Raw genomic sequence first — 26464 nt, forward strand, 5'->3', positions numbered from 1 at the left:
GAGTTTGAATAAAAAAATTAGAGTGTTGTTGGTGGGGACACCAACAACGGCAGTTGTTTAGAAAATCGCTCGTGAGGACACAAGCAACGGTAAGTTTAAAAAATTGAGTAATTCATTAATAACTAATAAGGCAAACGCACGAAATTTTATTTTTTAAGATTGGTTCAAGCGAGGACGCTTAAACCAGTTTTTGTCTAATTCAAGCGTCCTCGCTTGAATTTTAAAACTAAAAAAATAGGTCAAAAAGAGTGTAAAATCACACATTTTATTTTCGTGCGTTTGCCCCTAAATAACTAAACGTTAATAACTATTTTTAGATATTTTGTGATGCAATCCAAGCCGTTGTCCAAGCTGCTTGAAAATTAAAACCTCCTGTAATGGCATCAATATCCAATACTTCGCCTGTAAAATACAAATTAGGTAAAACTTTGCTTTCCATCGTCTTAAAATCCACTTCTGATAAAGCAATTCCTCCACAAGTTACGAATTCATCTTTATAAGTACTTTTTCCACTTACATGAAAAATTCCCTGTGTAAGTTCGTTTGAAAGGCTATCTAATTCTTTATTAGAAAGTGATGCCCAGTTTGTAGTGAGGTCTATGTTTACAGCTTCGATGAGTTTTTTCCAAAGACGATTCGGAATATCAAAAGGAGAAATTGTTCCAATTTGTTTTTTACGCCATTCTTCTCGGTGTGCTTTCAAGATTTTGAGCGTGTTTTTTGGCGTATCTTCTATCCAGTTTACACCCATTTCAAATTTATAGTTTTTGTCTGCCAGTTCTCTCGCTCCCCACGCAGAAAGTCGCAAAACAGCAGGCGCAGAAAGTCCCCAATGTGTAACCAAAACAGCTCCATTTTCAGTAGAAAGTTTGGTATCTTTTGCCCAAACAGCACCATTACTTACCGAAACTCCTGCCATATCTTTTAAACGCTCATCATTTTTCACGTCCATTGTAAAAAGCGAAGGAACAGGATTTGAAATAGAATGCCCCAAATCAGTAAGCATTTTCCAAGATTTTGGCTGACTTCCAGTTGCTACAATAAGTGCATCGGCTTCTAAATTTGGTTTGTTTTTTATCTGAATTTGCCACTTTTGATGTGTTTCTTCGGTTGGAGGAATTAATTTTTCTACTGCACAGCCTTTTTGAATATCAATATTTAGCTTTTTAGTTTCTTTCAAAAAACAATCAATAATCGTTTGAGAGTCATCTGAAACAGGAAACATACGTCCATCTGCTTCCGTTTTGGTTTTGACACCTCTTTTTTTGAGCCATTCTATCATATCTTGAGGCTGGAATTGATAAAATGCGCCTAAAAGTTCTTTTTCTCCTCGTGGATAATTTTTAGTTAATTCTTCAGGTTCGAAACAAGAATGTGTAACATTACAACGTCCACCACCCGAAATTTTTACTTTTTTGAGTAGTGTATTGGTTTGTTCTAAAATAGAAACGTTATAATTCGGATTTTTTTCTTTTAAATTAATGGCTGCAAAAAATCCACCTGCACCACCACCAATAATTATGACTCTTTTGTTTTTCATCTTTTATTAAATTTGAGCTACAAATTTACAAAATCTCATTCAGAAAAATATTTTTTACTTTGCCTTTGCAATCTACTAAAGTCATAATGATGGAAAAACCTATATCTTTCACTCACTTTTTGTGTTCCATTGTCAATTTTTCTGAAACAGAATTAGAACTCTTTACATCTTTATTTGAAAAAGAGAAGATGACTAAAAAACACTTTTTCGCCAAAAAAGGAGAGTATAGTAAACAAGTTGCCTTTATAGAAACAGGTATTTTAAGAGCTTTTTATAGCAATGAAAAAGGTGAAGAGTACAACAAAACATTTTTTACCTCTAATCAATTTGTTGGAGCATATTCTTCTCTAGTTAGTCAAAAACAAAACTTAATTGATATTCAATGTCTTACAGATTGTGTGATATGGGTTGCTAATTTTGAGAATATTACAAGGCTTTATGATGATTATCCCCAAATAGAGCGTTTGTCTCGTCTTTTGGCAGAACAGTTTTTTGTAAACAAGGAAAAAAGAGAAATTGAATTGGTAACTCTTGAAGCAAAACAACGGTATCAGATTTTTTTGGAAGAACATAAAGGATTAGAAAATCAAATTACCCAATATCATATTGCTTCTTATTTAGGAGTTACACCTACACAACTCAGTAGAATTAGAGGAAAAAAAGAGTAATTTATCAAATCTATGATTAATTCATGTACATAGGTAAATGCTTTTGATAAAAGTAAAGTAGAAATTTGTGCTATCAGTTTGGATAAATATCAGTCATTTTTTCTCCTTTATTATGAAATTAGAATCGAACAAAATACTTATCACAGGTGCAACAGCAGGAATTGGCGAGGCTCTACTTTATCAATTTCTTGATTATGACAATCAAATTATTGCAGTTGGTAGAAATAAAGAAAAACTAAAAGCTCTTGCTCAAAAAGACAAAAGAATAATTCCCTTTTGTGCAGATATTTCAAAAGAGGAAGATATTGAAAGCCTAGTTTTATTTATTGAGCAAGAACACAAAGACTTGAATATTCTAATCAATAATGCTGGTATTCAATACAATTACCATTTTTTGGAAGAAAAATATATTATTCCAAAACTAGAAAATGAAATAAATGTAAATCTTTTAGCTCCTCTAAAACTGATTTCTTTGCTTTTACCAATTTTAGAAATCAATCAAAATGCAGCTATTGTAAATGTTTCTTCGGGTTTGGGATTAGTTCCTAAAATGACAAGTCCTGTTTATTGTGCTACAAAGGCAGCCATTCATATTTTTTCAAAATCGTTGCGTTACCAACTTCAAAGCACAAAAGTTTTTGAGATTATTCCTCCTTTAGTAGATACAGAAATGACAAAAGGAAGAGGAACAGGAAAAATTACTCCTCAACAGTTGGTAAAAGAGTTTATAAAAGCCTTCAAAAAAGATAAATTTGAAGTAAAAATTGGAAAAGTAAAATTATTGAAAATAATGAATAGAATTAGTCCATCTTTGGCTGATAGAATAATGAGAGGGAAATAAGCATGTATTAAATAAAATTCTCAAAACCTTATTCATTAATAAAAAGTTAGACTGTTTTATTTCAAAATATTATTCAGACCTCGTTTTTAGACCCTAAGGGTTTCTGAAAACCCTTAGGGTCTTACAAATCCACTTTCAATGCAACGCAAAGAACGAATCAAAAATTTACTTTCTGCTCTCAATAAAAATCTTTACGAACGACAAGAACCGATACAACTTGCTCTTTTGACGGCAGTTGCTGGGGAAAGTTTGTTTATGCTTGGCGCACCAGGGGTAGCCAAAAGTTTGATTGCTCGTAAATTAAAATTTGCCTTTACAGCAGGACAATCTTTTGAGTATTTGATGAATCGTTTTAGTACGCCTGATGAGGTTTTTGGTCCTGTTTCTATCAAAAAATTGAAAGATGAGGATAAATATGAACGACTGACAGAAAAATATTTACCTGGGGCAACAGTTGTTTTTTTAGATGAAATTTGGAAAGCTAGTCCTTCTATTCAGAATGCTCTTCTGACAGTTCTGAATGAAAAAATTTATAGAAATGGAGAAGAAGAAGTAAAAGTAGAACTAAAAGGATTAATTGCAGCATCAAACGAACTTCCACCCAAAAATGAAGGTTTAGAAGCTCTTTGGGATAGGTTTTTGGTACGTTATATGATTTCTGAAATAAAAGAAAGTGGTAATTTTCTGCAAATGCTAACCTCTTCAGACGATGTTTATGAAGATACCGTTTCAGACGAACTAAAGATTACAGCAGAAGAAAATCAGCTTTGGAGCAAAGAAATTGATGAAATAGAACTACCAACAGAAGTTTTGAATACAATTCAACTCGTCAAAAAACAGCTTGATGATACCGATAATCAGATTGGAAATGTATATTTTGTTTCAGATAGAAGATGGAAAAAAGTAATTCGTCTTCTGAAAACTTGTGCTTTTCTGAATGGCAGAAAAAAAGTCAATCTAATGGATTGTTTCTTGATTACGCATTGCGTTTGGAATCAGCCAGAGCAGCTTGATAAAGTTCGTCATTTGGTTTCGGAAGTGATACGCAAACATGGTTATTCTATTTCGCTAAATCTGACAGGTTTACGACAAGAAATAAAAGAATTAGAAACCGAAATTGAGAAAGAAACAAAAGTAAAACATGTTACGACACGAGAAGAACTCTATCCTGTTGAGCAAGAATTTTATCAAGTTCTGAATTTGGAAACTTCAATGGACGGAAAATATATCAAACGAGCCGATTTTGATAAATTAAATCAAGAAGAAAGCACCATTAATATTTATGATGATAATTTCAAACTGACTTATAAAGTAAAAGCAAAAAAGCCTTCTGTACAGCATCAAGTTCATTTATTCCATAACGCCCAACTTTTAGCCTTGGGTTTACGCACGCATAAGGTAGAAAAAGATGAAATTATTTACAGAAAACCTCATCAACTCATAGAAAAGTATTGGAATGAAAAACTAGAGGAACTTTTGAGTTATGTAAATGAAAATCTACAAAAACTAGATACCGAAAAGCCAGAAGAATGGTATGAATTAGACCAAAACCTATTTGTAGATGCTCGTCTAGCACCGATTGTAAAAGCAAATTTGAATGATTCTGTCAATCAACTCAATGATATTCAATTAAAACTAGAGAAATTGAAATATTATTATAAGAATTTGGAAGGGTAATTTTACTTTTGTCCATTACTATAAATTACAAATTAGTCCTTACAGTTTCTAAATTTCATTATTCTACTCATTTATCAAAAAAATGCTCAAAATCGCCTTTTCTCCTATCTATGCACATCCTTTGCCCAAAAATCATCGCTTTCCGATGTTAAAATATGAGTTGTTGCCAGAGCAATTAATTTATGAAGGAACAGCTACAAAAGAAAATTTCTTTGAGCCAATTCCTATTTCAGAAAAGAAAATTTTGAGAGCGCACACAGCAGAATATTGGAACAAATTAAAGAACCTTTCTCTTACTAGAAAAGAAGAACGAAAGACAGGTTTCCCACTTTCAGCCAAACTCATCGAAAGAGAGATTACGATTGCAGGAGGAACAATTCAAAATACAGAATTTGCTTTACAATATAGTGTCAGTTTGAATATTGCAGGAGGAACACACCATGCTTTTACAAAACATGGAGAAGGTTTTTGTCTTCTGAATGACATTGCTTTAGGTGCTTATCATTTGATAGACGAACATAATTTTGATAAAATTTTGGTGGTAGATTTGGATGTTCATCAAGGAAACGGAACAGCAGAGATTTTTTCAAATGAAAAACGAGTTTTTACTTTTAGTATGCACGGAGCAAAAAATTATCCTTACAAAAAAGAAAAGTCAGACCTTGATATCGAACTAGAAGATGAAATAGATGATAAAACCTACTTGCAAGTCTTAAAAGAAACCTTGCCCAGAATTATTCAAGAACAAAAACCACAATTTATATTTTATCAATCTGGTGTAGATATACTTAAAACTGATAAACTGGGACGTTTGGGAATGACTTTACAAGGCTGTAAAGAACGTGATAAATTTGTTTTTGAGGAATGTAAAAAAAATAATATTCATGTTTCTGTAAGCATGGGAGGTGGATATTCTCCCAAAATTGCTGATATTGTAGAGGCACATGCAAATACGTATCGTTTGGCGCAAGAGATTTATTTTTGACCCCAAACTTTATTAGAATAAAAAATCTATTTCTATGTAAAACCTGCCTTTAGAAGAGCTTTTAATTTTAATCCATTCTTATCGCAAGGTGTTCTGTTTTTGACTTTGTTAAGCACAGTGCCTCCAAGTCGATTTGATTCTATGATTCTAATCATGATTTATCAGTATGGCAAAACTTCAGATTTACGAGTGTACTATTTTGTATTTAAACCATTTGACAACGTAAATCTGAAGATTTACCAACTAATAGGGACTCCAAGCAACATTCCAACCTATTATACTTTTTGAGTTTCTTCTTTTAAAGTCGGATAATCTGTATAACCTTCTGCTCCTGATGTATAAAATGTATCTGGATTTGGGTCATTAAGATGAGTACCTTGTTTCATTCTTTCTACTAAATCGGGATTAGAAATAAATGAACGACCAAAAGCTACTAAATGTCCCACACCATCTTTCAAATCTTTTTCAGCTCTTTCTTTATCATAACCACCACTAATAATGATTGTTCCACCAAACGCATCTCTAATTTTTTGTTTTACAGAAAGAGTAACCTCAGGCGCACCTACTGAAGAATGATCCACAATATGAATATAAGCAAGATTAAGTTTGCCTAATTCTTTTGCCAAATACTCATAAAACTCTTCGACATCTTCAAAAACTCCTGTACTATTATAGACTCCATAAGGAGAAAGACGAATACCTACTTTTTCTGCTCCAATTTCTGCAATAGTTGCTTTTGCTATTTCTAATGCAAATTTTGCTCTTGCTTCGTTGTTTCCGTTATAGCTATTGTCTAAAGAGTTTACAAGAGGATTTAAAAACTGTTCTATTAAATAACCGTTTGCACCATGTAATTCCACACCGTCAAAACCTGCTTTTATAGCATTTTTTGCACTATCTACATATTCCTGAATCGTATTTTTGATTTTACTTTCAGTCATTAGTTTTGCTGCTGGATATGATTTCAAACCTTCTTGATCTGTGTACATCTCACCTTCTACTGGAGTTGTAGTTGTACTCAATACTTCAGCATCTTTTGCCATATTAAGAGGATGTGAAACTCTACCTGTGTGCATCAATTGCATAAAAATTTTTGCTCCTCCTTTATGAACCTCTTCAGCTACTTTTTTCCAACCCTTGGTTTGAGCGTCAGAAAAAGCACCTGGAATACGTGGGTAGCCCAAACCATTTGGAGAAGGACTAACTCCTTCTGTAATAAGTAAACCAGCACTAGAACGTTGAGCATAATAAGTTGCCATCAAATTGTTTGGAATATTGTCTGTTGCTCTTGAGCGAGTAAGAGGTGCCATCACAACACGATTTTGAAGAGTTATATTTCCGAGTTTGAATGAATCAAAAAGCATAATGTCTATAAAATTTATAAAAAATATATTTAATAATAACAGAACGATTGTTCCAAAACACTAACGCATTGCTTTGTTTAAAGGTTACGTTAAAATATCTAAACTAATTTAATTTGTTTATTCAATTCCTTCTAAGTAACATGAACTTGGCATAAAAAATAGTCTAACATACTTCTCTATACACCATAAAAGCTACCTCCAGTCTGCTCTAACGAGACTGACCTATTTTTAATCAAAGGATTGGATATTCTCCCAAAATTGTTGATATTGTAGAGGCGCATGCAGATACGTATCGATTAGCGCAGAAGATTTATTTTTGCCCCCAAATTTTATCACAATGAAAAATCTACTTCTAACTTTATTTTTATTATTTAATATTCAATTTTCTGCAACTGCTTGTCTAAATTATTTCTATGGAGTAGATAAAGATGGACACACACACGAAGCGACCTATATAATGGAAACTTTTTTCTATGAGAACTTTAATTCACAAAAACACTTTAGTAGTCTCAAAAAATCTATCAAAAATTTAGAAAAAAAACATTCCTACAAATACTTATCTGATTATTCTATTGCACTTATGAAACTTGGAAAAGCTGATATTGCTTTAGAATTATTGAAAGCATTAAACTATCATTATCCAAATGACTATAAAATTACAGCAAATTTAGGAACAGCTTACGAACTCAACTCAGAGCTAGATAGTGCATTGAAATATATCAAAAAAGGTCTAGAACTTAATCCAAATTCTCACAGAGAAAGTGAATGGGTTCATGTAAAAATATTGGAAGCAAAGAAGAAGATAAAACAAAACCCTTCTTATTTAACTAAAAATAGCATTTTACAATTATCAGAAAAGCAAAAAAACGATAAGAAGACTTATGAACAAATAAATATACAACTTCGTGAACGTTTTCCTTTTAGTCCTCCTCCAAATGAAATAATGGCACATTTAATTATGGAGTTTGCCGAGTGTGCTACAAATATAGAATCCGTAGAATATGCAAATGCGCTTTATAACCTTGTAAATAAATATTACGAATATAACTCTGAATACCTTCAAACAAGGATAAAAGAAACGAAAGGTTTGAAGATGAAGTATGCAAATAAAGAAATTGAAAATCCAGTTAAGACAGTAGATCACTCTGACCATTTTAAAATGACATATCTTACCTATAAGCAATTTTTGCAAAAATTTCCTATGCAAAAAATAAACTGGTCTAAAATTAATACTAATGTAGATTCTTTGTTGAATTTGGTAGATTTTGAGCAAATACCTAAACGTATAAAAGCAAGTAATTCAATTAAAGTAGAGCCTCAAATAGTAGAAAAGAAAGGTACAACAGAAAAAATTACTAAAATTGAATTTAATGAACCTCACGAAGCAATAAAAGAAAAATTTATTCCTAGAGAAGTTGATTATAATTCACTATTATTGGTAGGAGCTTTTGCAATAGCTATTATTTTTCTTGTAGTATATCTAAAAAAACGAAAAAACTAAATCCCACCTTTTTACATTTCTTTAAATTGCTAAACCCCAAAAAAAATGTATCTTTGTGAGATTTTATAGGATAATAATAAAACCCAAATAAGCTGATACGATAAAATTCTACTAAAAGAATAATTCTTTTCTAGTGCAAGATTCTATCTTGTACTTATTGTTTCGCAAGCATAATGCTTGCAAAAATAGAGCGTCCAAGCACATGCTTGAACGAGAAATGATGTAAATTTATATCCTTAAAACCTCCTTTATGCAACGATACTCCATTCTTTGGGCAGACGATGAAATTGAATTCCTCAAACCTCATATTTTATTTTTAGAGAAAAAAGGCTACGATGTAAAAGCCGTAAATAGTGGCGCAGATGCTCTTGAAGCAGCCGAAAAACAAAATTTTGATATTGTATTTTTAGATGAAAATATGCCAGGGATGTCTGGTTTAGAAACTTTGACAGCCATAAAAGCAGTTCGTCCTTCTTTGCCTGCCATTATGATTACCAAAAGCGAAGAAGAGCATATTATGGAAGATGCCATCGGTGCAAAAATTGCTGATTATTTGATAAAACCTGTCAATCCGAATCAGATTTTGCTTTCTATCAAAAAGATTTTAGACCAAAAAAGATTAGTTACAGAAAAAACAAATCTAAATTATCAACAAGATTTTAGGAATCTATCTATGATTTTTCAAGATGATTTGGATTTTGATGAGTGGGTAGAAGCCTATAAAAAATTGATTTACTGGGAGCTTGAAATTGAAGATACCGAAAATCAAAGTATGCAAGAGATTTTAGAATCTCAAAAAGAAGAAGCAAATATTAGTTTTGCTAAATTCATCCAAAATAATTACGAATACTGGCTCAATGATGCAGGAGATGACGAATATCCGATGATGTCGCACGATATTATGGGGGAATGGGTTTTTCCACTTTTGGAAGACAAAAAACTCAATGAGGAACGACCTTTATTTTTTATTTTAATAGATAATTTGCGTTACGACCAATGGAAAGTAGTCGAATCACTTTTAGCAGAATATTTTACAGTAAAAGACGAAAAAGTCTATTGTTCTATTTTACCAACTACTACAGCGTATGCTCGTAATGCTATTTTCTCAGGGCTTTTACCTTCCGAAATGGCAGAAGACCATCCAGACCTTTGGGTAGAAGACCAAGACGATGGAGGAAAAAATAACTTTGAAGATGAGTTTTTACGCAGACAAATGAAAGAATTTGGTTTTGGAGATACAAAAACTACATACAACAAAATTCTTCGCAATCATCAAGGAAAACAACTCGTAGAAAACTTTAGTAACCTACAACAAAACGAACTCAATGTTATCGTTTATAATTTTGTAGATATGCTCTCACATGCACGTACTGATACGGCTGTGGTTCGTGAACTTGCGCCTGATGAAGCTGCTTATCGTTCTGTAACAAAATCTTGGTTTTTACATTCTCCTTTGTGGGATATGTTGAAAAAAATTGCAGAAGTAAATGGTCGTTTGATTATCACAACAGACCACGGAACAATTCGCACAAAACGTCCTTATAAAATTATAGGTGACCGAAATACAAATACAAATTTGCGTTACAAACAAGGAAAAAATCTAAATTACAATCCTAAAAATGTGTTGGTAGCCAAAGACCCTGCAAAATTCTTTTTGCCTCGTCAGAATGTTTCAACAAGTTTTGTATTTACGACAGAAGACTACTTCTTTGCATATCCAAACAATTACAATCACTACGTAAAATACTATAAAGATACATTTCAGCACGGAGGAATTTCATTGGAAGAAATGATAATTCCTTTTATTGAACTGGAAGCAAAATAGAAACAGTAACCAGTAAATAGTTACCAGTAATCAGTTAAGAAAAATTCCTTTTTGAATATATTGTTTTAAGCAGTTTATTCAGAAAGGATTTTTTTATTTTTGACTTTCTGCAAAATCAAGAAGTTTTTGAGTAACTTTTGAAGTATAAAAATAAGTTCTTACTTCTCTTTTCCAGTTATTTCGCTGTTTGTGTTTTGTCTTTATTCTGTTGGTAGGTTCTACTGCAAAATCAATATTTCTCAAACTTATATCTTCAGTTTTTAACATAAATGCTTGTTGTTGTTTTTGAAACTCTATTTGAACAGGATTAAGTGTAAATTCTAAAAGCTCAAAATTATTTTTTTCTAATTGTTTCAGAATATCATTTAAAACATAATTTCTATACACAAAAAGCACAAAAATCCACAAAACCAACAGAATAATAAAAACGGCAATCATACCTAACATATCTGTTTGAGTTGCATCTCCTGTATTAAAAACTAAAACCAAACCGATGACACCCACAATAATCAATACTATAATTTCATAAGATAAAATAGTATTTTTGAATAATTCTATTTTAGAAAATTTTGCGTTGGGTTTCATAGGTAAAAGTCGATTTATGCTTCAAAAATCAAAATTAGTCAAAAAAACTCCTTTTTAGATAAATTGCATAAAACAATCTATTCAAAAAGGAATTTTTATTCTCTGTGTTTAACAAAATATTACAAACTCAAACGATTTTCAATTTCATTTGTCAAAAACTCTCTCAACACCTCAATTTCTATACTTTCCAATACCTCTTCTGCAAAGGCTTGTAAGAGTAATGATTTTGCTTTTTGTTTTGGAATTCCTCTTGCTTGTAAATAAAATAATGCTTCTTCATCTAATTTGCCAGTTGTTGCACCATGCGAACATTTTACATCATCTGCCCAAATCTCTAATTGAGGTTTTGTGTTCAGAATTGCATCATCGGAAAGCAATACATTTTTATTGGATTGAAACGCATTTGTTTTTTGTGCAGCCTGACGAACAAATATTTTTCCATTAAAAACAGCTCTTGACTTGCCATCCAAAACGCCTTTATACGTTTCATTACTGTACGAATTTGGTCGTTGATGATCGACAACAGTATGATTATCAACGTGTGTTTTATCGTTCAATAAATAAAGTCCGTTCATATACGACTCACAATGTTCTCCAGAAACAATTCTCAAATCATTTCGGATTAGCTTTCCTGCAAGTGAAATCGTCGTATTTGTAAAACTGCTATTATCGGCTTGTTTTGCGTGCGTACTTCCTATCTGAAACTGACTTTTGGCATCAGCTTGAATTTTGAGATGCTTTACATTTGCATACTTTTCTACATTTACAGAAGTTACGATATTTGTCAAGTTCGGATTTTCGCCTTTTGTAATATAGTTTTCTACAACTGTACAACGGCTATTCTCTCCAACAGAAATATAATTTCTGACCTGTGAAAGCGTGTTTTTTTGGCTTGCATCATTTACAAAATAAACAAAAACAGGAAGTTCCATTTCTTGATTTGCTGCCAATTCAATTACATAACCATCGGTAGCAAAGGCAGCATTGATATCAGAAAAAATACTAACCGAATCAGATTCAAATTTATCAAAAATAGAATTTGTATTTTCTATTTCTGAAAGCGTTTTGATAGAAATTTTGTCATTCAACTTCTTAATTGAAGAATGTTTTTCAGAAAAATGACCGTTGATAAAAACAAGAACATGAGAGTTTAAGTCTTTATTTTTATTCAAAAAGTAATCAAATTCATTCAAATTCAAGTCTAAATCAGAGTTTGAAGAATCTTTATCACTTTGCAACTCAAATTTATTGGAAATAATAGATTTTATATCTGTAAATTTCCATTCTTCGTTTCTTGTTGTCGGAAAAGCATTGTTTTCGATAGCTTCTAAAGCCGTTTTTTTGGCAGTAGAAATTTTATCTGTGCCTGTAATTTCACTTACTTTTTCAGCTAGTTCTTCAAAGGGAGCTAAAAAAGTTGATTTTATATCGTCTAAGGTAGTTGTCATAAATGGTGGTGTTTTTGTTGTTGGTGTCGCTTCGCTAAAACACCAACAAAGGCTTTTTTTCTGATAAAAGTTAAAAGAATAATACGTAATTTTTAATTCGTAATTCGTAATTGCTCAATTTATTGAGCTGCAACTTCTTCTTTTATCCAATCATAACCCTTTGCTTCCAATTCTAAAGCAAGTTCTTTTGTGCCTGATTTTACGATACGTCCTTGATACAAAACGTGTACAAAATCTGGAACGATATAATCTAAAAGTCGTTGATAGTGAGTAACTACAATAACTGCATTATCTTTATTTTTGAAACGATTAACGCCATTAGCAACAATTTTGAGTGCATCAATATCAAGTCCAGAATCTGTTTCGTCCAAAATAGCTAACCTTGGTTCTAACATTGCCATCTGAAAAATTTCATTTTTTTTCTTTTCTCCACCCGAAAAACCTTCATTCAAAGCTCTTGTCAAAAGAGAAGAATCCAATTCCATTTCGGCAGCTTTTGCTTTCATCAATTTCAAAAATGAAACTGCATCTAGCTCTTCTTGCCCTTTGTATTTACGAATTTCGTTTACAGCCGTTTTCATAAAAGTCGCATTGCTCACTCCTGGTATTTCGATAGGATACTGAAAAGCTAAAAATATTCCTTCTCCAGCACGCTCTTCTGGCGCAAGTTCTAAAAGGTCTTTTCCTTCAAAATCTACATTTCCTCCTGTTACTTCGTATTCTTCTCTTCCTGCCAAAACAGAAGCCAATGTGCTTTTTCCAGAACCATTTGGTCCCATAATAGCATGAACTTCGCCAGCTTTTACTTCAAGACTAAGTCCTTTTAAGATTTCTTTTGCGCCTGCATCTGTATTGATACTAGCCTGTAAGTTGTTTATATTGAGCATTTTTGAGTATTTTCTTTTTTATGAAAAACGTTAGATTTATAAAGTAAGAAAGCCTAAAACTATATTCTGAATAGAAATGAATTATTTAGACTAATTACAAACTAACTAGAATTTGGGTGCAAAGTTCGTAAACTATTGAGGTAAATGCAATTTTTATGATTTATTTTGTGTGAAAATAAGTGTGTAAAGGTAAAAGTCGTCAGTAAAACACCGACAACGGCAAGAATCTTATTATTGATATTCAAAAATATATTTGTATTTATCCTGTATTTCATCATATAAATCATTTACCAATCCTATCATAGTATTTTAATGAGTAATAAAGACAAAAAAAACGACTGGAAAACCCTTTCTACAAAAACAGTTTATGAAAATAACTGGATTCATGTAAAAGAAAATCAAGTCATTAACCCAAGTGGAAATAATGGAATTTATGGTGTCGTTCATTTCAAAAATGCAGCTATCGGAATTGTTCCTTTAGATGAAGAAAACAATACCTATTTGGTCGGACAATGGCGTTATGCTTTAAATGAATATTCTTGGGAGTTGCCAATGGGAGGCGCACCAACAGACGATTATCTGCTACACGCACAGCGAGAATTAGAGGAAGAAACAGGCTTAAAAGCCAAAAAATGGCAAAATATTATGAAACTCCATACTTCAAATTCAATTTGTGATGAAATAGGTTATGTTTTTTTGGCACAAGAATTAGAACAAGGAGAAATGGCTTGGGAAGAAACTGAAAATTTAAAAATACAAAAACTTCCTTTTCAAAAGGCGTATGAAATGGTTTTGAATGGAGAAATTACTGATGCGATTAGCATTGCAGGGATTTTGAGAGTGAAGGTTATTTTGAATGGGAATTTATAGAAATTATGGAAGAAACAGTAGAAGAAAAAAGAATTTTCAGAACACTACATTTAATTCTTGAAACTCAAAAAATGATAGCTTTTCATAAAAACAGAGAAGACAGAAGTGATAGTGATGCTTTCAAAATTAGAGATTTAGAAAGGATTTTAAAATCATTGATGATTGATATTAATCAAGATTTATTGCCTCATCATGTTGGTTTATTTGCTTTGAATTTAGAGTAAAATAATACTAAATATACAACTTATCAACACTCACAAACTCTCTTTGTATATGAACGGAATATGAACAAAATAGAATAAATGTTATATTTGTGTTTACAGTTCTATCTTTATATTTCCTTTATGAAAACCCTCCGTAGTTTTTTTATGATTGTCAATTATAAGACATTCATTGTTTCTTCCTTATCACTTGCTTCCACTCATTTGTGTCATATAACTGGTTTAGTTGCAAATTTTCCTCTTACACTTGTGAGTTTAGCGATTGTTTTTCCTATTGTCTTTTCAATAAATAGTGCTTACAAAAGACGAGAACATGCCTTACAACAGTATGCAATCATAAAAGGTCATTTGATTGGAATTTTTTATGCTTCTAGAGATTGGATAGATTATTCCCCTAACCCATATCCTCAAAAATTTGCTATTCAGTTTGAACATACGTTAAGAGCCATCAAAAAACTATTGATGCAAGAAGAACATAATTCCTTCGAACATGATAAACTTGTCTATTTAGAGTTTGATAAACTCTCAAAATTGATTCAAGAACTGAGAGAAGTAGGACTCAATGCTTCTGAAATTTCTCGTGCCAACCAATATTTAAGTAAAGCCATTGTTGCTTTCGAAACGATGCGAAATATTGCTTATTATCGTACTCCAATTACACTCAGAGCCTATAGTAAAGTTTTTATTTACTCTTTTCCTATTATTTATGGTTCTTACTTTGCCTATACTTTTTCTGAATACGAAACGCATTTGGCGTATATGATGCCTGTGCTTTACTGTTTTATTTTGGTAAGTCTGACTAATATTCAAGAGTTTTTAGAACACCCTTATGATGAAATTGGAGAAGATGATATTCATTTAGATGTAAGAGAAATTACAGAAATTTTGAATCCCTAAAATAAATTAATCATAATTTTTTAGCTTCTAAATATACTTTTCATTCAAATTCAATATCTTTGTAGCCTAATTTTGCTTAATTAACTGACAAAAAATGAGCAATATATTCATTTTTTCAAATTGCACTAGAACAACAAAAAAATGCAAGAACAAAACTACTCACTCACCCATATTCCAGAACGTCCTTCCAAACCACGCCAATCAGGAATTACTATGGTAATGGATAAAGGCTTGAGTGTCAGAGAAATAGAAGACCTTATTAGCGTAGCAGGCGATTACATAGACATTGTAAAACTTGGTTGGGCTACTTCGTATGTCATTCAGAATTTACAAGAAAAACTAGATGTTTATAAAGCTGCTGGAATTCCTACTTATTTTGGTGGGACACTTTTTGAGGCTTTTTTGGTCAGAAATCAAGTAGATGAATATCAAAAAGTATTGGATAAATATGGAATGCAATACGCAGAAATTTCGGATGGGTCATTAGATTTAGACCACGAAGAAAAATGCAAACTTATTGAACGTTTCTCAAAACAAGTAACTGTTCTTTCAGAAGTAGGCTCAAAAGATGCTGAAAAAATAATTGCTCCTTATCAATGGATTCAACTCATGCAAGACGAACTTTCTGCTGGAGCATGGAAAGTAATCGGAGAAGCTAGAGAAGGTGGAAATGTTGGACTTTTCCGTTCTACTGGTGAAGTTCGTTCAGGACTTGTACAAGAGATTTTAACAAAAATTCCAGCTGAAAAAATCATTTGGGAAGCTCCTCAAAAAGCTCAACAAGTTTATTTTATCAAACTCATTGGTGCAAATGTAAACTTAGGAAATATAGCTCCTAACGAACTCGTTCCTTTAGAAACCATTCGTTTAGGACTTCGTGGAGATACTTTTGATTTCTTTTTGAATGGAAAATAAATATTTTTTTCATTAACACAATATCAAAAATAGCTTGTTATATAAATAGCAAAAGTAGAACTGCACAAATTATTATCTCAAAAAACTCTTCAAAATCAAAAACTTTGAAGAGTTTTTTTGTTTGTACTTTTGTCTATCTATTTACCAGCCATTGTTGGTGTCGCACCAACAATAAAATATATTTTCTTATGAACGATTATCCACAACAAAGAAAAATCATAAACGACCCAGTTCATGGTTTTATTCGCATTCCCACCAAACTAATTTTGAAACTCATCAATCATCCTTATTTTCAGCATTTGAGGAGAATAAAACAGTTAGGACTTACTGAGTTCGTTTATCCAGGGGCATTGCATACTCGTTTTCATCATGCTTTGGGCGCAATGAATTTGATGCGAATGGCTTTAGATACATTGAGATTAAAAGAACACAAAATTTCTCATAAAGAATATGAATCAGCTTTGATTGCTATTTTGCTGCATGATGTGGGTCATGGAGCTTTCTCTCATGCGCTAGAATGTACGATTTTGAAAGATTGTCATCATGAGGAATTATCGCTTTTGATTATGGAAAAATTAGACGACGAGTTTAATGGACAACTCAAAACAGCAATAGAAATTTTTAAAGGAAATTATCACAGACCTTTTTTTCATCAGCTTGTTTCAGGTCAGATTGATGTCGATAGAATGGATTATTTACAGCGAGATTGTTTTTTTACTGGCGTTTCGGAAGGAACAATCGGAGGAGAACGAATTATCAGAATGCTTAATTTGAGTGATGACAAATTAGTTGTAGAAGAAAAAGGCGTTTATAGCATCGAACATTTTTTGAATGCTCGTAGGATGATGTATTGGCAGGTTTATCTACACAAAACCACTGTGTCGACAGAACAAATGCTTATTCAAACTATTCGTAGAGCTAGATTTTTGGTTCAAAAAAGCAATAATAATACTGATACAAAATTATTTGCTACTCCTTCTCTTTCTTTTTTCTTAGAAAATGAAATTACATTGAACCAGTTTAAAAATGACAAAAATGTTTTAGATTTCTTTGTTCAATTAGATGATTATGATATTTGGGCAAGTATAAAAGTTTGGACAAAAAGTGAGGATAAAATTCTTTCTTCTCTTAGCAATATGCTAGTGAATAGAAGGCTTTTCAAAACGCATCTGACAACCGAAGAGTTAGACCAAAACTTCAAAACTGACGTAAAAGAAAAAGTAAAAAAACAGTTTGGGATAAGCGATGAAGATTTGTCTTTTTTGGTTTGTGAAGGAAAAATTAGTAATTCAGCGTATGCACTCGGAACAGGTGAAGAAATCTGTATTTTGAAAAAAACTGGCGAAGTGATAGACATTACAAACGCTTCCGATATTCCTTACCTTCAATCACTTACACAAGCTGTTACTAAAAATTATTTTTGTTATCCTAAAATGAAATAGATTATTTTGTTTATTTTTGATAAAAAAAATAAACAAAAGCAAGAAAATAGATTTTATAAACACGAAATTAGAGATTAGTATATCTACTTTAATTACAGGATTAATAGTAACACTCATTCTTGTTCCAATTGTTCGTAAAATAGGAACAATGATAATCAAATGGCTTGCTCGCTTTTCAAAAGTGTACCAAAATTATCTAATAAAAGAAGCTGCAAGAACAATACATACAGAAAATGATAACTCATTAGGGTTTATTCTTATTCTTGTATTTATATCTACTTTATTTAATTTATCAATAAATAGCTCGAATTCAATATTACTGATGTCATCGACTAGTAGTAATAGTATTAGATTTATTAAACAAGATATAAAGAATGATTTAAGAATTAACGAAGATTTACAAAGCAAGTTAAAATCAATTACTATGTATGTTACTGATACTACAGAAGTTTCTATTCCTTCAAGAGATTCATTACTTAGCATGGATAATCGGTTAAAAAAACAATACATTTTTTTAGACTCACTTGTAAAAGAATTAGCTAACGAGCAAGAATTAGTAAACGAGCAGAATAAAAATTCTATGACTATTTCTCAGAAACTGATATATTTTTCGATGATTTGCTTAGTTGTTATGATTTTATTGCATTCTAGTCATAGATATATACAAGCACTAAGAGCTAACTTCATTCGTGATATTGACAAAATATTATGTAGAATAACGCAGAGAAAAAAGAATATTTTGGTTCTTCCGACAATTTAGCGATAATTTCTTAATTTAGCCTTTCTATGGATACTAACACAATAGCAATTTTATTAGGTTTTTCAGATTTTTCAGTAACGAAAATAGAATCTTCTCCACTTCGCTTAACTATTTATGGAGAAAGTAATTTAGCCGATTCTATTTGTCCTAATTGCTTGAAAAAGTGCAATAAAGTGACTTCTACTTCAGAACGTATTGTTCGTGACCGAAATATTTTAGACAAAGAGGTTTATTTACACTTAACTTCTCGTCAATTTCATTGTCAAGATTGTACTCGTTACTTTCAAGAAGTTTTTAGTTTTGTTTCTAAGCAAAAAAATCAAACTCATCGTTTGGAAAAATATCTTTATTTATGTTTGAAAGATAGCAGTTTCAAAGAAGTAGCTATCCGAGAAAACATACTTTGGGATGTTTTAGATGGTATTTTTAAAACCTATAGTAAACGTGAGATAAAAAAACACCTAGATTATTTTCCTCGACGTTTAGGTATTGATGAATTTGCTTACAAAAAAGGAAAAAAGGAATATGCTGTTGTTTTAGTAGATTTAGATACAGGTCAAGTTTGGGATATTTTAGAATACCGTAATAAAGAGTATTTAAAAGCCTATTTTTTATCCAAAGGCGAAGTTTTTTGTACTAGTATAGAAGTATTTTCTTGTGATATGTGGGAGGGATTTTCAAATACAGCAAAAGAAGTATTTCCTAACGCTGATGTAGTAATAGATCGCTTTCATTTTTTTCAGCATTGTAATAAAGTGCTAGATAGCATTCGTAAAGAATTACGACGAAAAGATGATAAAAACGTTCATTTCAAGCAAATAAAATGGCTTTTATACAAGGCATGGAAAGACCTTACTTATAAAGAAAGACGAGTTTTACTTAAAGCGTTTAGGTTTAGCTCAACGCTTAGACAGGTGTATTTTATGAAAGTGGAATTACAAAATATATTTAATACTGATTTGAGTAAACAAGAAGCTAAAAAACTACTAGACCAATGGATAGAAGAAGCTCAAAAAATAAATCATAAGGCTCTAAATAGATTTATAAATACGTTTAATTCTTGGAAAAATGATATTATTAATTTCTTCAAAGATAGATATTCTAACGGAATAGTAGAGGGAATTAATAATAAAATTAAGACCCTCAAAAGGAGTGGGTATGGGTTTAGAAACTTTCAAAATTTTAGATTGAGAATGATAGTCAAATTCATATAATCGCTAAAAAGTCGGAAGAGCCAATATTTTTATTCGTGAATGGTTAATGATGAAAAATGTAGAACATTATGACGAACTCATGAAAAAAATAAAAGATGAGGAGAATAATATTTCCAATACTTAAACCCTAAAAAACACTCACACTCATACCACCATCAACAGTAATATTTTGTCCTGTCAGATACGAAGATTTATCCATTGCCAAAAATGCAATTACAGAAGCCATTTCTGATGCTTCGGCTATTCTTCCTAATGGTGTTCTTAAAAGTATGCGCTCTAATTTTTCTTTATTTTCAAAAACTGCTTCTGTAAGTGGTGTTTTGGTGTACCAAGGCGAAACAGTATTTACACGAATATTGTCTTTTGCCCATTCGGTTGCAAAACTACGTGTTTGTTGATTAATTCCACCCTTCGACATCGCATAAGGCAAACCACTATTTACATCTTGACTTCCTGCCACCGAACCTACATTGATAACCGAAGCCTGTCCAGTTTTTTGGAGTAATGGATATAAAATTCTTGACATCTCAAAAGGAGCAACTAAATTGATTTCCAATATTTTACGATATTCCTCTTCACTATATTCTAAAGCTGATTTTCTGATATTTATTCCTGCATTATTTACCAAAATATCTAGTTTTTGAAAATTACTTTCTATCCAATCAAAGACATTTTGCCTATCTGTTTTGCTTGTTACATCTGCTTTTATTCCTTTTATGACAGAGTTAGGAAACTCTTTTTTTAGTTCTTTTTCTAGGTTTTGAATTTCATCTTCATTGCGAGCAGAAAACAAAACATCTGCCCCCAATTCTAAAAATTCAATGATAGTTGCTTTTCCAATTCCTTTTGAGCCACCTGTAACAAAGGCTTTTTTATAGTTGAGATTCCAAAAAGTTTTCATTTTTAAATAATATTCAATTATAAAGGTAATTTGTATCTGACTAATAATTTATCACTAATCACTATTTGAGAAAACGCTCAACAATTTTAGATTCAGAGGCTTTTATCATTACTTCTAATGCTTTTTCGGCACGATTAGCAAAGGAATCTATTTGTTCCATCATTTCTTTAAACTCTTCTATTTCCTTATTTTTTTGTTCTATAAGTTCGTTTGTTTCTAATTCTTTTTTGTCTTTTTCTGAAAGTTCTACATTTTTAACATCTTCTAGCATTTTCAAAATAGGTTCTAATTCTCGTTTTCTGCGCTCTCTCATTACTCGTCTTGTGATTTCCCACATGTCTTTTTCAGCAGAAAAATATTCTTTTCGTTCTCCTATCTTGACTGTTTTTTCGATAAGTTGCCAGTCGATTAAGGCTCTCAAATTCATATTTGCGCTTCCTTGTGAAACCGATAAAGTATCTATAATTTCCTGTGCGCTAAGTGGTTCGGCAGAAACCAATAAAAGTGCATGGATTTGTGCCATCGTTCGACTAATTCCCCAACTTGTTCCCAAAACGCCCCATGCTTGGATAAATTTTTCTTTTGCTTCGTCTAATTTCATCGTCTTATTAATTATATAGTTAAGTTATTCTTTGTATTTTTCGTTTAATTCTGATGAGCTAATTTATTATAAAAGTACAAAATTTCAACTCAAATTTCAATCTAATTTGAAAGTCTGTAAGAGTATTTGCCTAACGAAATAATCTAGGATTTAGTTATTGAATTCTGAAAAGTCAGTTTTATAAAAATAGTCTGCAACGAATTGTATATTGCTTTTCGTAATTCTTGTAGTCTATCCTTTAGGATGCGAAAAGATATTCTCTATTTTTATAAGTGAAAAATAAAAAACACTTCAAACTTTGAAAGAACACACAAACAACAAAAACGAATTTTCAAACGAAAAAGAAAACAATTCTTCTCTACTCAAACGCCTTTATATTTATCAAAAAGAGCGTTTTCCACTTCTCGCTCACGGAATTTTGATTACAGTCTTTAGTTTTTCAGCCATTTCCTATTCCAGAATTAGCCGAGGAGAAAGCGATTTTGTAAGTCTGAAAGCCTTTTTGATAGGAATTTTCACTACAATAACTCTTTTTTTATTAGTCCGAATTTTTGATGAATTTAAAGATGCAAAAGATGATGCAGCGTTCCGAAAAAACCTTCCTGTTCCTCGTGGTTTGGTCAAACTCTCCGAACTCAAAACGATTGCAATCATTGTTATTATACTTCAAATAGCTATTAATGCACTATTTTTCCCTAAAATGCTTTTGTTGTATGTGCTTGTAATGGTGTATTTATTTTTTATGACAAAAGAATTTTTTATTGAAGAATGGCTAAGAAAAAATCAGTTTTGGTATGTCGTTTCTCACATGTTTATTATTCCATTGGTTGATGTTTATGCAAGTGGGTTAGATTGGCTTTTAGAAAATGATGCTGCACCAAAAGGATTATTATTTTTCTTTGCCGTTTCGTATATGAATGGCGTTGTATTAGAAATTGGACGAAAAATAAAGATAAAAGAAGACGAAGCAAAAGGAGTTTTGACATATTCTAGTCTTTTGGGAGCAAAAAAAGCAACTTTTTTATGGATTGTGGTACTTTTTTGCACCTATTTATTGAGCTTGGTAGCTTCCTATTTTGCAGATTATGGCAATCTAGGATTTATAATTCTGACTATTTTATTTGTAATTTTCTTAATTCCAGCTTTATTTTTTCTAAAAAATCAAACCCAAAAATCAGCAAAAGCGATTGAAATTTCATCAGGACTTTGGACAATAATGATGTATTTCACTTTGGGAGCAATTCCGATGATTAAAAATTTAATTTCATAAACCCTATTTATAAGAACTTTGTAAGTAGTTTTTCGGTAATCCGAAATAACTCTGACAATAGTTCACTACTAAAAAACGGTTTTCAAACTATTGACAGCCTTCTGAAAGGTCTGTCAAAGTTTAGATTTATATAAATTCAATTATGCAAAATTTCTTCTCTTCAAAAAATCAATCTGACTTTGATAATTCAGTTTTACAAAAAATTGGAGGAAAAGCAAATGGGCTTTTACGCCTTCAAAAACTGCATCTAAATGTTCCGAATTGGATAGTTATTCCTGCTGACGAAATAGAAAAAGCAATACAAAATAAAGGAAAAATAGTTTTGCAGGATTTGTTAAAAGAAATTATCATTTACTTTGAGAATGATTTTGATAAAGGAAATAATAAAAGTCAGTTTTTTGCTGTTCGTTCGTCTGCTATTGAAGAAGATGGAAAAATACTTTCTTTTGCAGGACAATTTGAAACTAAATTATTTATAGAGAATAAAATTGAAGAGTTAGAAAAGGCTGTTCAAGAAGTTTATAATTCTATCAATTCTGAAAGAATCAAAATTTATCAAGAAAACCATAATGCCACAGAAAATTTTGATGCAACAAAAAAATCTAAAATAGCCATTATCATTCAAGAAATGATTGATGCTGATGTTTCAGGAGTTGCTTTTGGAATAAATCCAATGAATGGAAGTAGAAAAGAAACACTCATAAATTCAGTTTTTGGTGTCGGAGAAGGTTTGGTTTCAGGAAATTTGGAAGCTGATAGTTTTGTTACTAATAAAAAAGATAATTCTATAAAAAGTACAATTATAAAAAAAACAAATGTAGCACTAGAAAAACAAGAAAAACCAACACTTAATGAAAATCAAATTTTAGAAATAAATAAAACCTTAAAAACTCTTCACAAAGAATACGGAAAATTTCAAGATATAGAATTTTGTATCAAAAATAACACGTTTTATTTTTTACAAGCTCGCCCAATTACAGGACTTCAAAATACATTTACAACCCAAAAAAACGGAGGAGAATATACACTTTGGGACAATAGTAATATTGTAGAATCGTACCCAAACACAACTACGCCACTTACTTTTTCATTTATTAGTTCTTCCTACAAAACGGCTTACTCTCTTTTTGCAAATTATATGGGAGTGGATAAAAAAACTATTCAAAATAATGAAAAAATCTTTGAAAATACGCTTGGCCTTATCAATGGAAGGGTTTATTACAATCTCAAAACGTGGTATTATATGCTTGCACTTCTCCCAGGATATAGCATAAACGCTCGTTTTATGGAAAAAATGATGGGCGTAAACGAACGTTTTGACATTCCAAAATCTCAAAATTATAAAATTTCTAAACCTTTAGCGTGGTGGAAAATCACTAAAACGGCAGCAACAATGTTTGTCAGATTTAGAAGTTTACCTAAAAAAAGAAAACATTTTTTTGAAGATGTAGAAAAAATAATTTCAGAATATAAGCAAATCAATTTTTATAAAAAAGATGCTCATGAACTTATGAATTTGTATCTCAATTTTGAAAAAAAATTATTAAACGAATGGAAAGCTCCTTTATTAAATGATTTTTTTGCGATGATTTGGTATGGAATGTTACAAAAACGAAGTCAAAAATTTCTTACAGAAGCACAAAAACAATCTAACAAATATCAAAATATTCATAATGATTTACTTTGTGGAAGTAGTGATATTATTTCAGTAGAACCCATTCATAGAACTATCGAAATAGCTACTTTTATTCAAAATAATGAAGAACTAAAAAAACTTTTTATTACTAATTCTCCTCAATTTATTTGGGAAGTTTTGAGTAATTCAGAAAATTTAAAAGAAAACAATAATAAAATACAAGTAAAACAAAAAATAGATGAATTTATAACCGATTTTGGAGATCGTTGTGTAGGAGAATTGAAGCTAGAAACCATTTCTTATACGCAGAATCCTGCAAAATTTATCAAAATTTTGAAGTCTTACACAGAAACAAATATTAATCAATCAAATCTTAGTACAAACCACGAAGAGCAGATAAGAAAACAAGCAGAAGCCATTTTTGAAGAAAATCTAAAGAATAAATTTATACAAAAACTGACTTTTAAAAATACACTCAAAAAAGCAAGAGAGCTTGTAAGTGCAAGAGAAAACCTACGTTATGAACGCACTAGAGCATTTGGAATAGTTAGAGAAATATTCACTCATATAGGAAAACGGTTTTTTGAAGAGTCAATCATCGAAAGTGAAAGAGATGTCTTTTACATGACCAAAGAAGAGATTTTTGCGTTTATAGAAGGACGAAGTGTTACTCAAAATATCGCTTCTTTAATTCAACTTCGAAAAGCTGAGTTTGAAAATTATCAAAATTTAGCTGTTCCTTCCGAACGTTTTGCTTCTTACGGTTTGCCTTATCATGCGACTGATTTTTTTAGTAGAAAAAAGATAGAAAGTGTAAAAAGTATGGAAGGAGAAACGTTGAAAGGAATAGGTTGTTCTCACGGAATTGTTCGTGGTAAAGTACAAGTTGTCAATAATCCAGAAGAATTGGAATCTTTGAACGGAAATATTTTAGTTACGACAAGCACAGACCCTGGTTGGGTGGTTTTGTTTCCAAGTGCTTCGGCTATTTTGGTGGAAAGAGGAAGTGTTTTGAGTCATTCGGCAATCGTTTCTAGGGAAATGGGCATTCCTTGTATCGTCGGACTTTCAGGACTTTTGCAGTTTTTAAAAACTGGCGATGAGGTGGAAATGGACGGAAGCACAGGTGAGGTAAATAAAGTTAGAAGTCAGATTTAAGAAGTTAGAAGTAAAACCAAGTAGGTAAAAGGCAAGCCTTTTACTATAAAACGGTATTTCAAAAATTATAAAAAATGAATACAACTACACAAAAAATAAAACAAAAAAATGACCTTACTCAAAAAGTAGATTTTAAGGTTTTGCGTTATGCGTGTTGTTGGGAAGATGCTGATTTTTTATTACAAAAGCTTGATTTAGAAGAAAATAGCAACATTTTATCGATTGGTTCGGCTGGTGATAATAGCTTTTCATTGCTTACCAAAAATCCAAAATTACTTGTCATTTGTGATGTAAGTGAAGTTCAGTTGTATTTGATTGAACTCAAAAAACTCTTGATTGAAAATCTAAATTATCAAGAAATTTTAATTTTTCTAGGTTATGAAAGCTATCAAAATAAAAAGATAAATAAACAAAATTACGAAGATTTCAGAATTAGAAAATTTGAAACCTTAAAAAAAGAGCTTTCAAATCCTGCAAAAATCTATTTCGAAACACATATTGATTTGATTAAAAATGGAATTATTTATCAAGGAAAATTTGAAAAATATTTACTTCTTTTTAGTCAAAAGATTTTACCTTTTATTCATTCTCAATCTAAAATAAACGAACTTTTCAAACCTAAATCACAGGAAGAACAACTAAAATTTTACAATCAAAAATGGAATAATTGGCGATGGAAACTTTTATTTAAGATTTTTTTCAGTCGTTTTTGGATGGGAAGATTGGGAAGAAGTCCAGAGTTTTTGAAAGAAGTCGGTGTAAATGTGGGCAAACATATTTTTAATAAAACGGCAAAAGAACTTTCTGATACCAATGCCCAGACAAATTTTATGCTTCGGTTTATGCTCTGTGGAGATTTTATAGGCAATTTTGAAAATACGCTTCCTCATTATCTGAAAGAAGAAAGCTTCAACAAAATAAAACAAAATTTACTTTCAAATTCTACTCAAATTATTTTAGAAAAAGGCTTTGCTGAAGAAATAGCAACAAAATATAAGAATCAAAATATAGAATTTGATGCAATGAATTTGTCAAATATTTTTGAGTATATGAATGAAGAAACCTTTATCAAAACTTCAAAAACTTTGCTTTCTGCCACAGCAAAAGAGGGAAAACTTGCGTACTGGAATCTAATGGTTGAACGCATTAGTTCAAATCATTTTATAGAAGAAACAAAAAATATTGAATTAAAAAATTCTTCAAAAAAAGACGATGGCTTTTTCTATGATAGATTTTGTGTTACTCAAAAAAAATAAAA

Annotated in this window: 23 protein-coding genes; 16 read left to right on the forward strand and 7 right to left on the reverse strand. The window is 31.2% G+C overall.

The features are described 5' to 3' along the window. Positions 1 to 313: 313 nt before the first annotated feature. A complete protein-coding gene (locus tag ACE193_RS05850; RefSeq protein ID WP_375562070.1) occupies positions 314 to 1540 on the reverse strand; it encodes an NAD(P)/FAD-dependent oxidoreductase in 1227 nt (408 codons plus the stop codon). A gap of 89 nt (positions 1541 to 1629) precedes the next feature. On the opposite strand from ACE193_RS05850, the gene ACE193_RS05855 reads away from it, so the two are divergent. The 4 genes from ACE193_RS05855 (at position 1630) to ACE193_RS05870 (ending at position 5711) form a co-directional block, all read left to right on the forward strand. Beyond that, the gene (locus ACE193_RS05855) at positions 1630 to 2208 is read left to right on the forward strand and encodes a Crp/Fnr family transcriptional regulator (RefSeq protein ID WP_375562071.1); all 579 of its coding nucleotides are present in this window, start codon (positions 1630 to 1632) and stop codon (positions 2206 to 2208) included. 112 nt (positions 2209 to 2320) lie between these two features. Further along, positions 2321 to 3049, forward strand: a complete 729-nt coding sequence (locus ACE193_RS05860) for an SDR family oxidoreductase (RefSeq protein ID WP_375562072.1) — start codon at positions 2321 to 2323, stop codon at positions 3047 to 3049. Positions 3050 to 3187: 138 nt separating this feature from the next. After that, positions 3188 to 4726, forward strand: a complete 1539-nt coding sequence (locus tag ACE193_RS05865) for an AAA family ATPase (RefSeq protein WP_375562073.1) — start codon at positions 3188 to 3190, stop codon at positions 4724 to 4726. Positions 4727 to 4808: 82 nt separating this feature from the next. Beyond that, positions 4809 to 5711 carry a histone deacetylase gene (locus tag ACE193_RS05870; RefSeq protein WP_375562074.1) on the forward strand — a complete coding sequence of 301 codons (903 nt, stop codon included), beginning with the start codon at positions 4809 to 4811 and terminating at the stop codon, positions 5709 to 5711. 275 nt (positions 5712 to 5986) lie between these two features. On the opposite strand, the gene ACE193_RS05875 is transcribed toward ACE193_RS05870, so the two are convergent. Continuing rightward, positions 5987 to 7075 (reverse strand): alkene reductase, encoded by a 1089-nt coding sequence (locus ACE193_RS05875; protein WP_375562075.1) that lies wholly within the window; start codon positions 7073 to 7075, stop codon positions 5987 to 5989. 337 nt (positions 7076 to 7412) lie between these two features. Here ACE193_RS05875 and ACE193_RS05880 point away from each other — a divergent pair, with 337 nt between their 5' ends. Together ACE193_RS05880 and ACE193_RS05885 are read left to right on the forward strand one after the other, a co-directional pair. After that, complete coding sequence (locus ACE193_RS05880) at positions 7413 to 8576, forward strand: hypothetical protein (protein ID WP_375562076.1); 1164 nt, start codon at positions 7413 to 7415, stop codon at positions 8574 to 8576. Positions 8577 to 8826: 250 nt separating this feature from the next. Beyond that, positions 8827 to 10401 (forward strand): PglZ domain-containing protein, encoded by a 1575-nt coding sequence (locus tag ACE193_RS05885; protein ID WP_375562077.1) that lies wholly within the window; start codon positions 8827 to 8829, stop codon positions 10399 to 10401. 93 nt (positions 10402 to 10494) lie between these two features. Here the strand turns inward: ACE193_RS05885 and ACE193_RS05890 are convergent, their stop codons facing one another. The 3 genes from ACE193_RS05890 to sufC form a co-directional block, all read right to left on the reverse strand. Then, entirely contained in the window at positions 10495 to 10986 is a 492-nt protein-coding gene (locus ACE193_RS05890) for a hypothetical protein (protein ID WP_375562078.1), read from the reverse strand. 119 nt (positions 10987 to 11105) lie between these two features. Next, the gene (gene sufD / locus ACE193_RS05895; RefSeq protein ID WP_375562079.1) at positions 11106 to 12434 is read right to left on the reverse strand and encodes a Fe-S cluster assembly protein SufD; all 1329 of its coding nucleotides are present in this window, start codon (positions 12432 to 12434) and stop codon (positions 11106 to 11108) included. Positions 12435 to 12553: 119 nt separating this feature from the next. Next, positions 12554 to 13321, reverse strand: a complete 768-nt coding sequence (gene sufC / locus ACE193_RS05900) for a Fe-S cluster assembly ATPase SufC (protein WP_375562080.1) — start codon at positions 13319 to 13321, stop codon at positions 12554 to 12556. Positions 13322 to 13633: 312 nt separating this feature from the next. Between sufC and ACE193_RS05905 the strand changes: the two genes are divergently transcribed. The 7 genes from ACE193_RS05905 to ACE193_RS05935 all read left to right on the forward strand — a co-directional run bounded on the left by ACE193_RS05905 (position 13634) and on the right by ACE193_RS05935 (position 19640). Beyond that, positions 13634 to 14191, forward strand: coding sequence for an NUDIX domain-containing protein (locus ACE193_RS05905; RefSeq protein ID WP_375562081.1), 558 nt, complete (start codon positions 13634 to 13636; stop codon positions 14189 to 14191). A gap of 5 nt (positions 14192 to 14196) precedes the next feature. Beyond that, the gene (locus tag ACE193_RS05910) at positions 14197 to 14415 is read left to right on the forward strand and encodes a hypothetical protein (protein WP_375562082.1); all 219 of its coding nucleotides are present in this window, start codon (positions 14197 to 14199) and stop codon (positions 14413 to 14415) included. A 120-nt stretch (positions 14416 to 14535) separates the two neighbouring features. Then, positions 14536 to 15309: a hypothetical protein gene (locus ACE193_RS05915; RefSeq protein ID WP_375562083.1), complete on the forward strand. Its 774-nt coding sequence runs from the start codon at positions 14536 to 14538 to the stop codon at positions 15307 to 15309. A gap of 141 nt (positions 15310 to 15450) precedes the next feature. After that, complete coding sequence (locus ACE193_RS05920) at positions 15451 to 16224, forward strand: phosphosulfolactate synthase (RefSeq protein WP_375562084.1); 774 nt, start codon at positions 15451 to 15453, stop codon at positions 16222 to 16224. A 188-nt stretch (positions 16225 to 16412) separates the two neighbouring features. Then, on the forward strand, positions 16413 to 17666 hold the full coding sequence (locus tag ACE193_RS05925) for an HD domain-containing protein (protein WP_375562085.1): 1254 nt from the start codon (positions 16413 to 16415) through the stop codon (positions 17664 to 17666). Positions 17667 to 17682: 16 nt separating this feature from the next. Then, on the forward strand, positions 17683 to 18426 hold the full coding sequence (locus ACE193_RS05930; RefSeq protein WP_375562086.1) for a hypothetical protein: 744 nt from the start codon (positions 17683 to 17685) through the stop codon (positions 18424 to 18426). Between the two features lie 26 nt (positions 18427 to 18452). Beyond that, positions 18453 to 19640, forward strand: a complete 1188-nt coding sequence (locus ACE193_RS05935; protein WP_375558606.1) for an ISL3 family transposase — start codon at positions 18453 to 18455, stop codon at positions 19638 to 19640. Positions 19641 to 19767: 127 nt separating this feature from the next. Here ACE193_RS05935 and ACE193_RS05940 read toward each other — a convergent pair whose 3' ends face one another. Together ACE193_RS05940 and ACE193_RS05945 are read right to left on the reverse strand one after the other, a co-directional pair. Continuing rightward, entirely contained in the window at positions 19768 to 20541 is a 774-nt protein-coding gene (locus tag ACE193_RS05940) for an SDR family oxidoreductase (protein ID WP_375562087.1), read from the reverse strand. 61 nt (positions 20542 to 20602) lie between these two features. Next, on the reverse strand, positions 20603 to 21142 hold the full coding sequence (locus tag ACE193_RS05945; protein ID WP_375562088.1) for a GbsR/MarR family transcriptional regulator: 540 nt from the start codon (positions 21140 to 21142) through the stop codon (positions 20603 to 20605). A 298-nt stretch (positions 21143 to 21440) separates the two neighbouring features. Between ACE193_RS05945 and ACE193_RS05950 the strand changes: the two genes are divergently transcribed. The 3 genes from ACE193_RS05950 to ACE193_RS05960 all read left to right on the forward strand — a co-directional run bounded on the left by ACE193_RS05950 (position 21441) and on the right by ACE193_RS05960 (position 26462). Next, positions 21441 to 22412: a UbiA family prenyltransferase gene (locus ACE193_RS05950; protein ID WP_375562089.1), complete on the forward strand. Its 972-nt coding sequence runs from the start codon at positions 21441 to 21443 to the stop codon at positions 22410 to 22412. A 142-nt stretch (positions 22413 to 22554) separates the two neighbouring features. After that, complete coding sequence (locus ACE193_RS05955) at positions 22555 to 25206, forward strand: PEP/pyruvate-binding domain-containing protein (protein ID WP_375562090.1); 2652 nt, start codon at positions 22555 to 22557, stop codon at positions 25204 to 25206. 74 nt (positions 25207 to 25280) lie between these two features. After that, positions 25281 to 26462: a DUF3419 family protein gene (locus tag ACE193_RS05960; RefSeq protein WP_375562091.1), complete on the forward strand. Its 1182-nt coding sequence runs from the start codon at positions 25281 to 25283 to the stop codon at positions 26460 to 26462. Positions 26463 to 26464: the final 2 nt, after the last annotated feature.

Origin of the sequence: Bernardetia aquimarina (assembly GCF_042180575.1) — a bacterium.
Classification (GTDB): Bacteria; Bacteroidota; Bacteroidia; order Cytophagales; family Bernardetiaceae; genus Bernardetia.

Bases quoted from the DNA above. Each gene is read 5' to 3' on its own strand.
- ACE193_RS05940 (WP_375562087.1), bottom strand. From the start codon at position 20,541: ATGAAAACTTTTTGGAATCTCAACTATAAAAAAGCCTTTGTTACAGGT.
- ACE193_RS05850 (WP_375562070.1), bottom strand. From the start codon at position 1,540: ATGAAAAACAAAAGAGTCATAATTATTGGTGGTGGTGCAGGTGGATTT.
- sufD (WP_375562079.1), bottom strand. From the start codon at position 12,434: ATGACAACTACCTTAGACGATATAAAATCAACTTTTTTAGCTCCCTTT.
- ACE193_RS05875 (WP_375562075.1), bottom strand. From the start codon at position 7,075: ATGCTTTTTGATTCATTCAAACTCGGAAATATAACTCTTCAAAATCGT.
- ACE193_RS05945 (WP_375562088.1), bottom strand. From the start codon at position 21,142: ATGAAATTAGACGAAGCAAAAGAAAAATTTATCCAAGCATGGGGCGTT.
- ACE193_RS05955 (WP_375562090.1), top strand. From the start codon at position 22,555: ATGCAAAATTTCTTCTCTTCAAAAAATCAATCTGACTTTGATAATTCA.
- ACE193_RS05960 (WP_375562091.1), top strand. From the start codon at position 25,281: ATGAATACAACTACACAAAAAATAAAACAAAAAAATGACCTTACTCAA.
- ACE193_RS05865 (WP_375562073.1), top strand. From the start codon at position 3,188: ATGCAACGCAAAGAACGAATCAAAAATTTACTTTCTGCTCTCAATAAA.
- ACE193_RS05915 (WP_375562083.1), top strand. From the start codon at position 14,536: ATGAAAACCCTCCGTAGTTTTTTTATGATTGTCAATTATAAGACATTC.
- ACE193_RS05910 (WP_375562082.1), top strand. From the start codon at position 14,197: ATGGAAGAAACAGTAGAAGAAAAAAGAATTTTCAGAACACTACATTTA.
- sufC (WP_375562080.1), bottom strand. From the start codon at position 13,321: ATGCTCAATATAAACAACTTACAGGCTAGTATCAATACAGATGCAGGC.
- ACE193_RS05855 (WP_375562071.1), top strand. From the start codon at position 1,630: ATGGAAAAACCTATATCTTTCACTCACTTTTTGTGTTCCATTGTCAAT.
- ACE193_RS05880 (WP_375562076.1), top strand. From the start codon at position 7,413: ATGAAAAATCTACTTCTAACTTTATTTTTATTATTTAATATTCAATTT.
- ACE193_RS05920 (WP_375562084.1), top strand. From the start codon at position 15,451: ATGCAAGAACAAAACTACTCACTCACCCATATTCCAGAACGTCCTTCC.
- ACE193_RS05860 (WP_375562072.1), top strand. From the start codon at position 2,321: ATGAAATTAGAATCGAACAAAATACTTATCACAGGTGCAACAGCAGGA.
- ACE193_RS05885 (WP_375562077.1), top strand. From the start codon at position 8,827: ATGCAACGATACTCCATTCTTTGGGCAGACGATGAAATTGAATTCCTC.
- ACE193_RS05870 (WP_375562074.1), top strand. From the start codon at position 4,809: ATGCTCAAAATCGCCTTTTCTCCTATCTATGCACATCCTTTGCCCAAA.
- ACE193_RS05905 (WP_375562081.1), top strand. From the start codon at position 13,634: ATGAGTAATAAAGACAAAAAAAACGACTGGAAAACCCTTTCTACAAAA.
- ACE193_RS05890 (WP_375562078.1), bottom strand. From the start codon at position 10,986: ATGAAACCCAACGCAAAATTTTCTAAAATAGAATTATTCAAAAATACT.
- ACE193_RS05935 (WP_375558606.1), top strand. From the start codon at position 18,453: ATGGATACTAACACAATAGCAATTTTATTAGGTTTTTCAGATTTTTCA.
- ACE193_RS05925 (WP_375562085.1), top strand. From the start codon at position 16,413: ATGAACGATTATCCACAACAAAGAAAAATCATAAACGACCCAGTTCAT.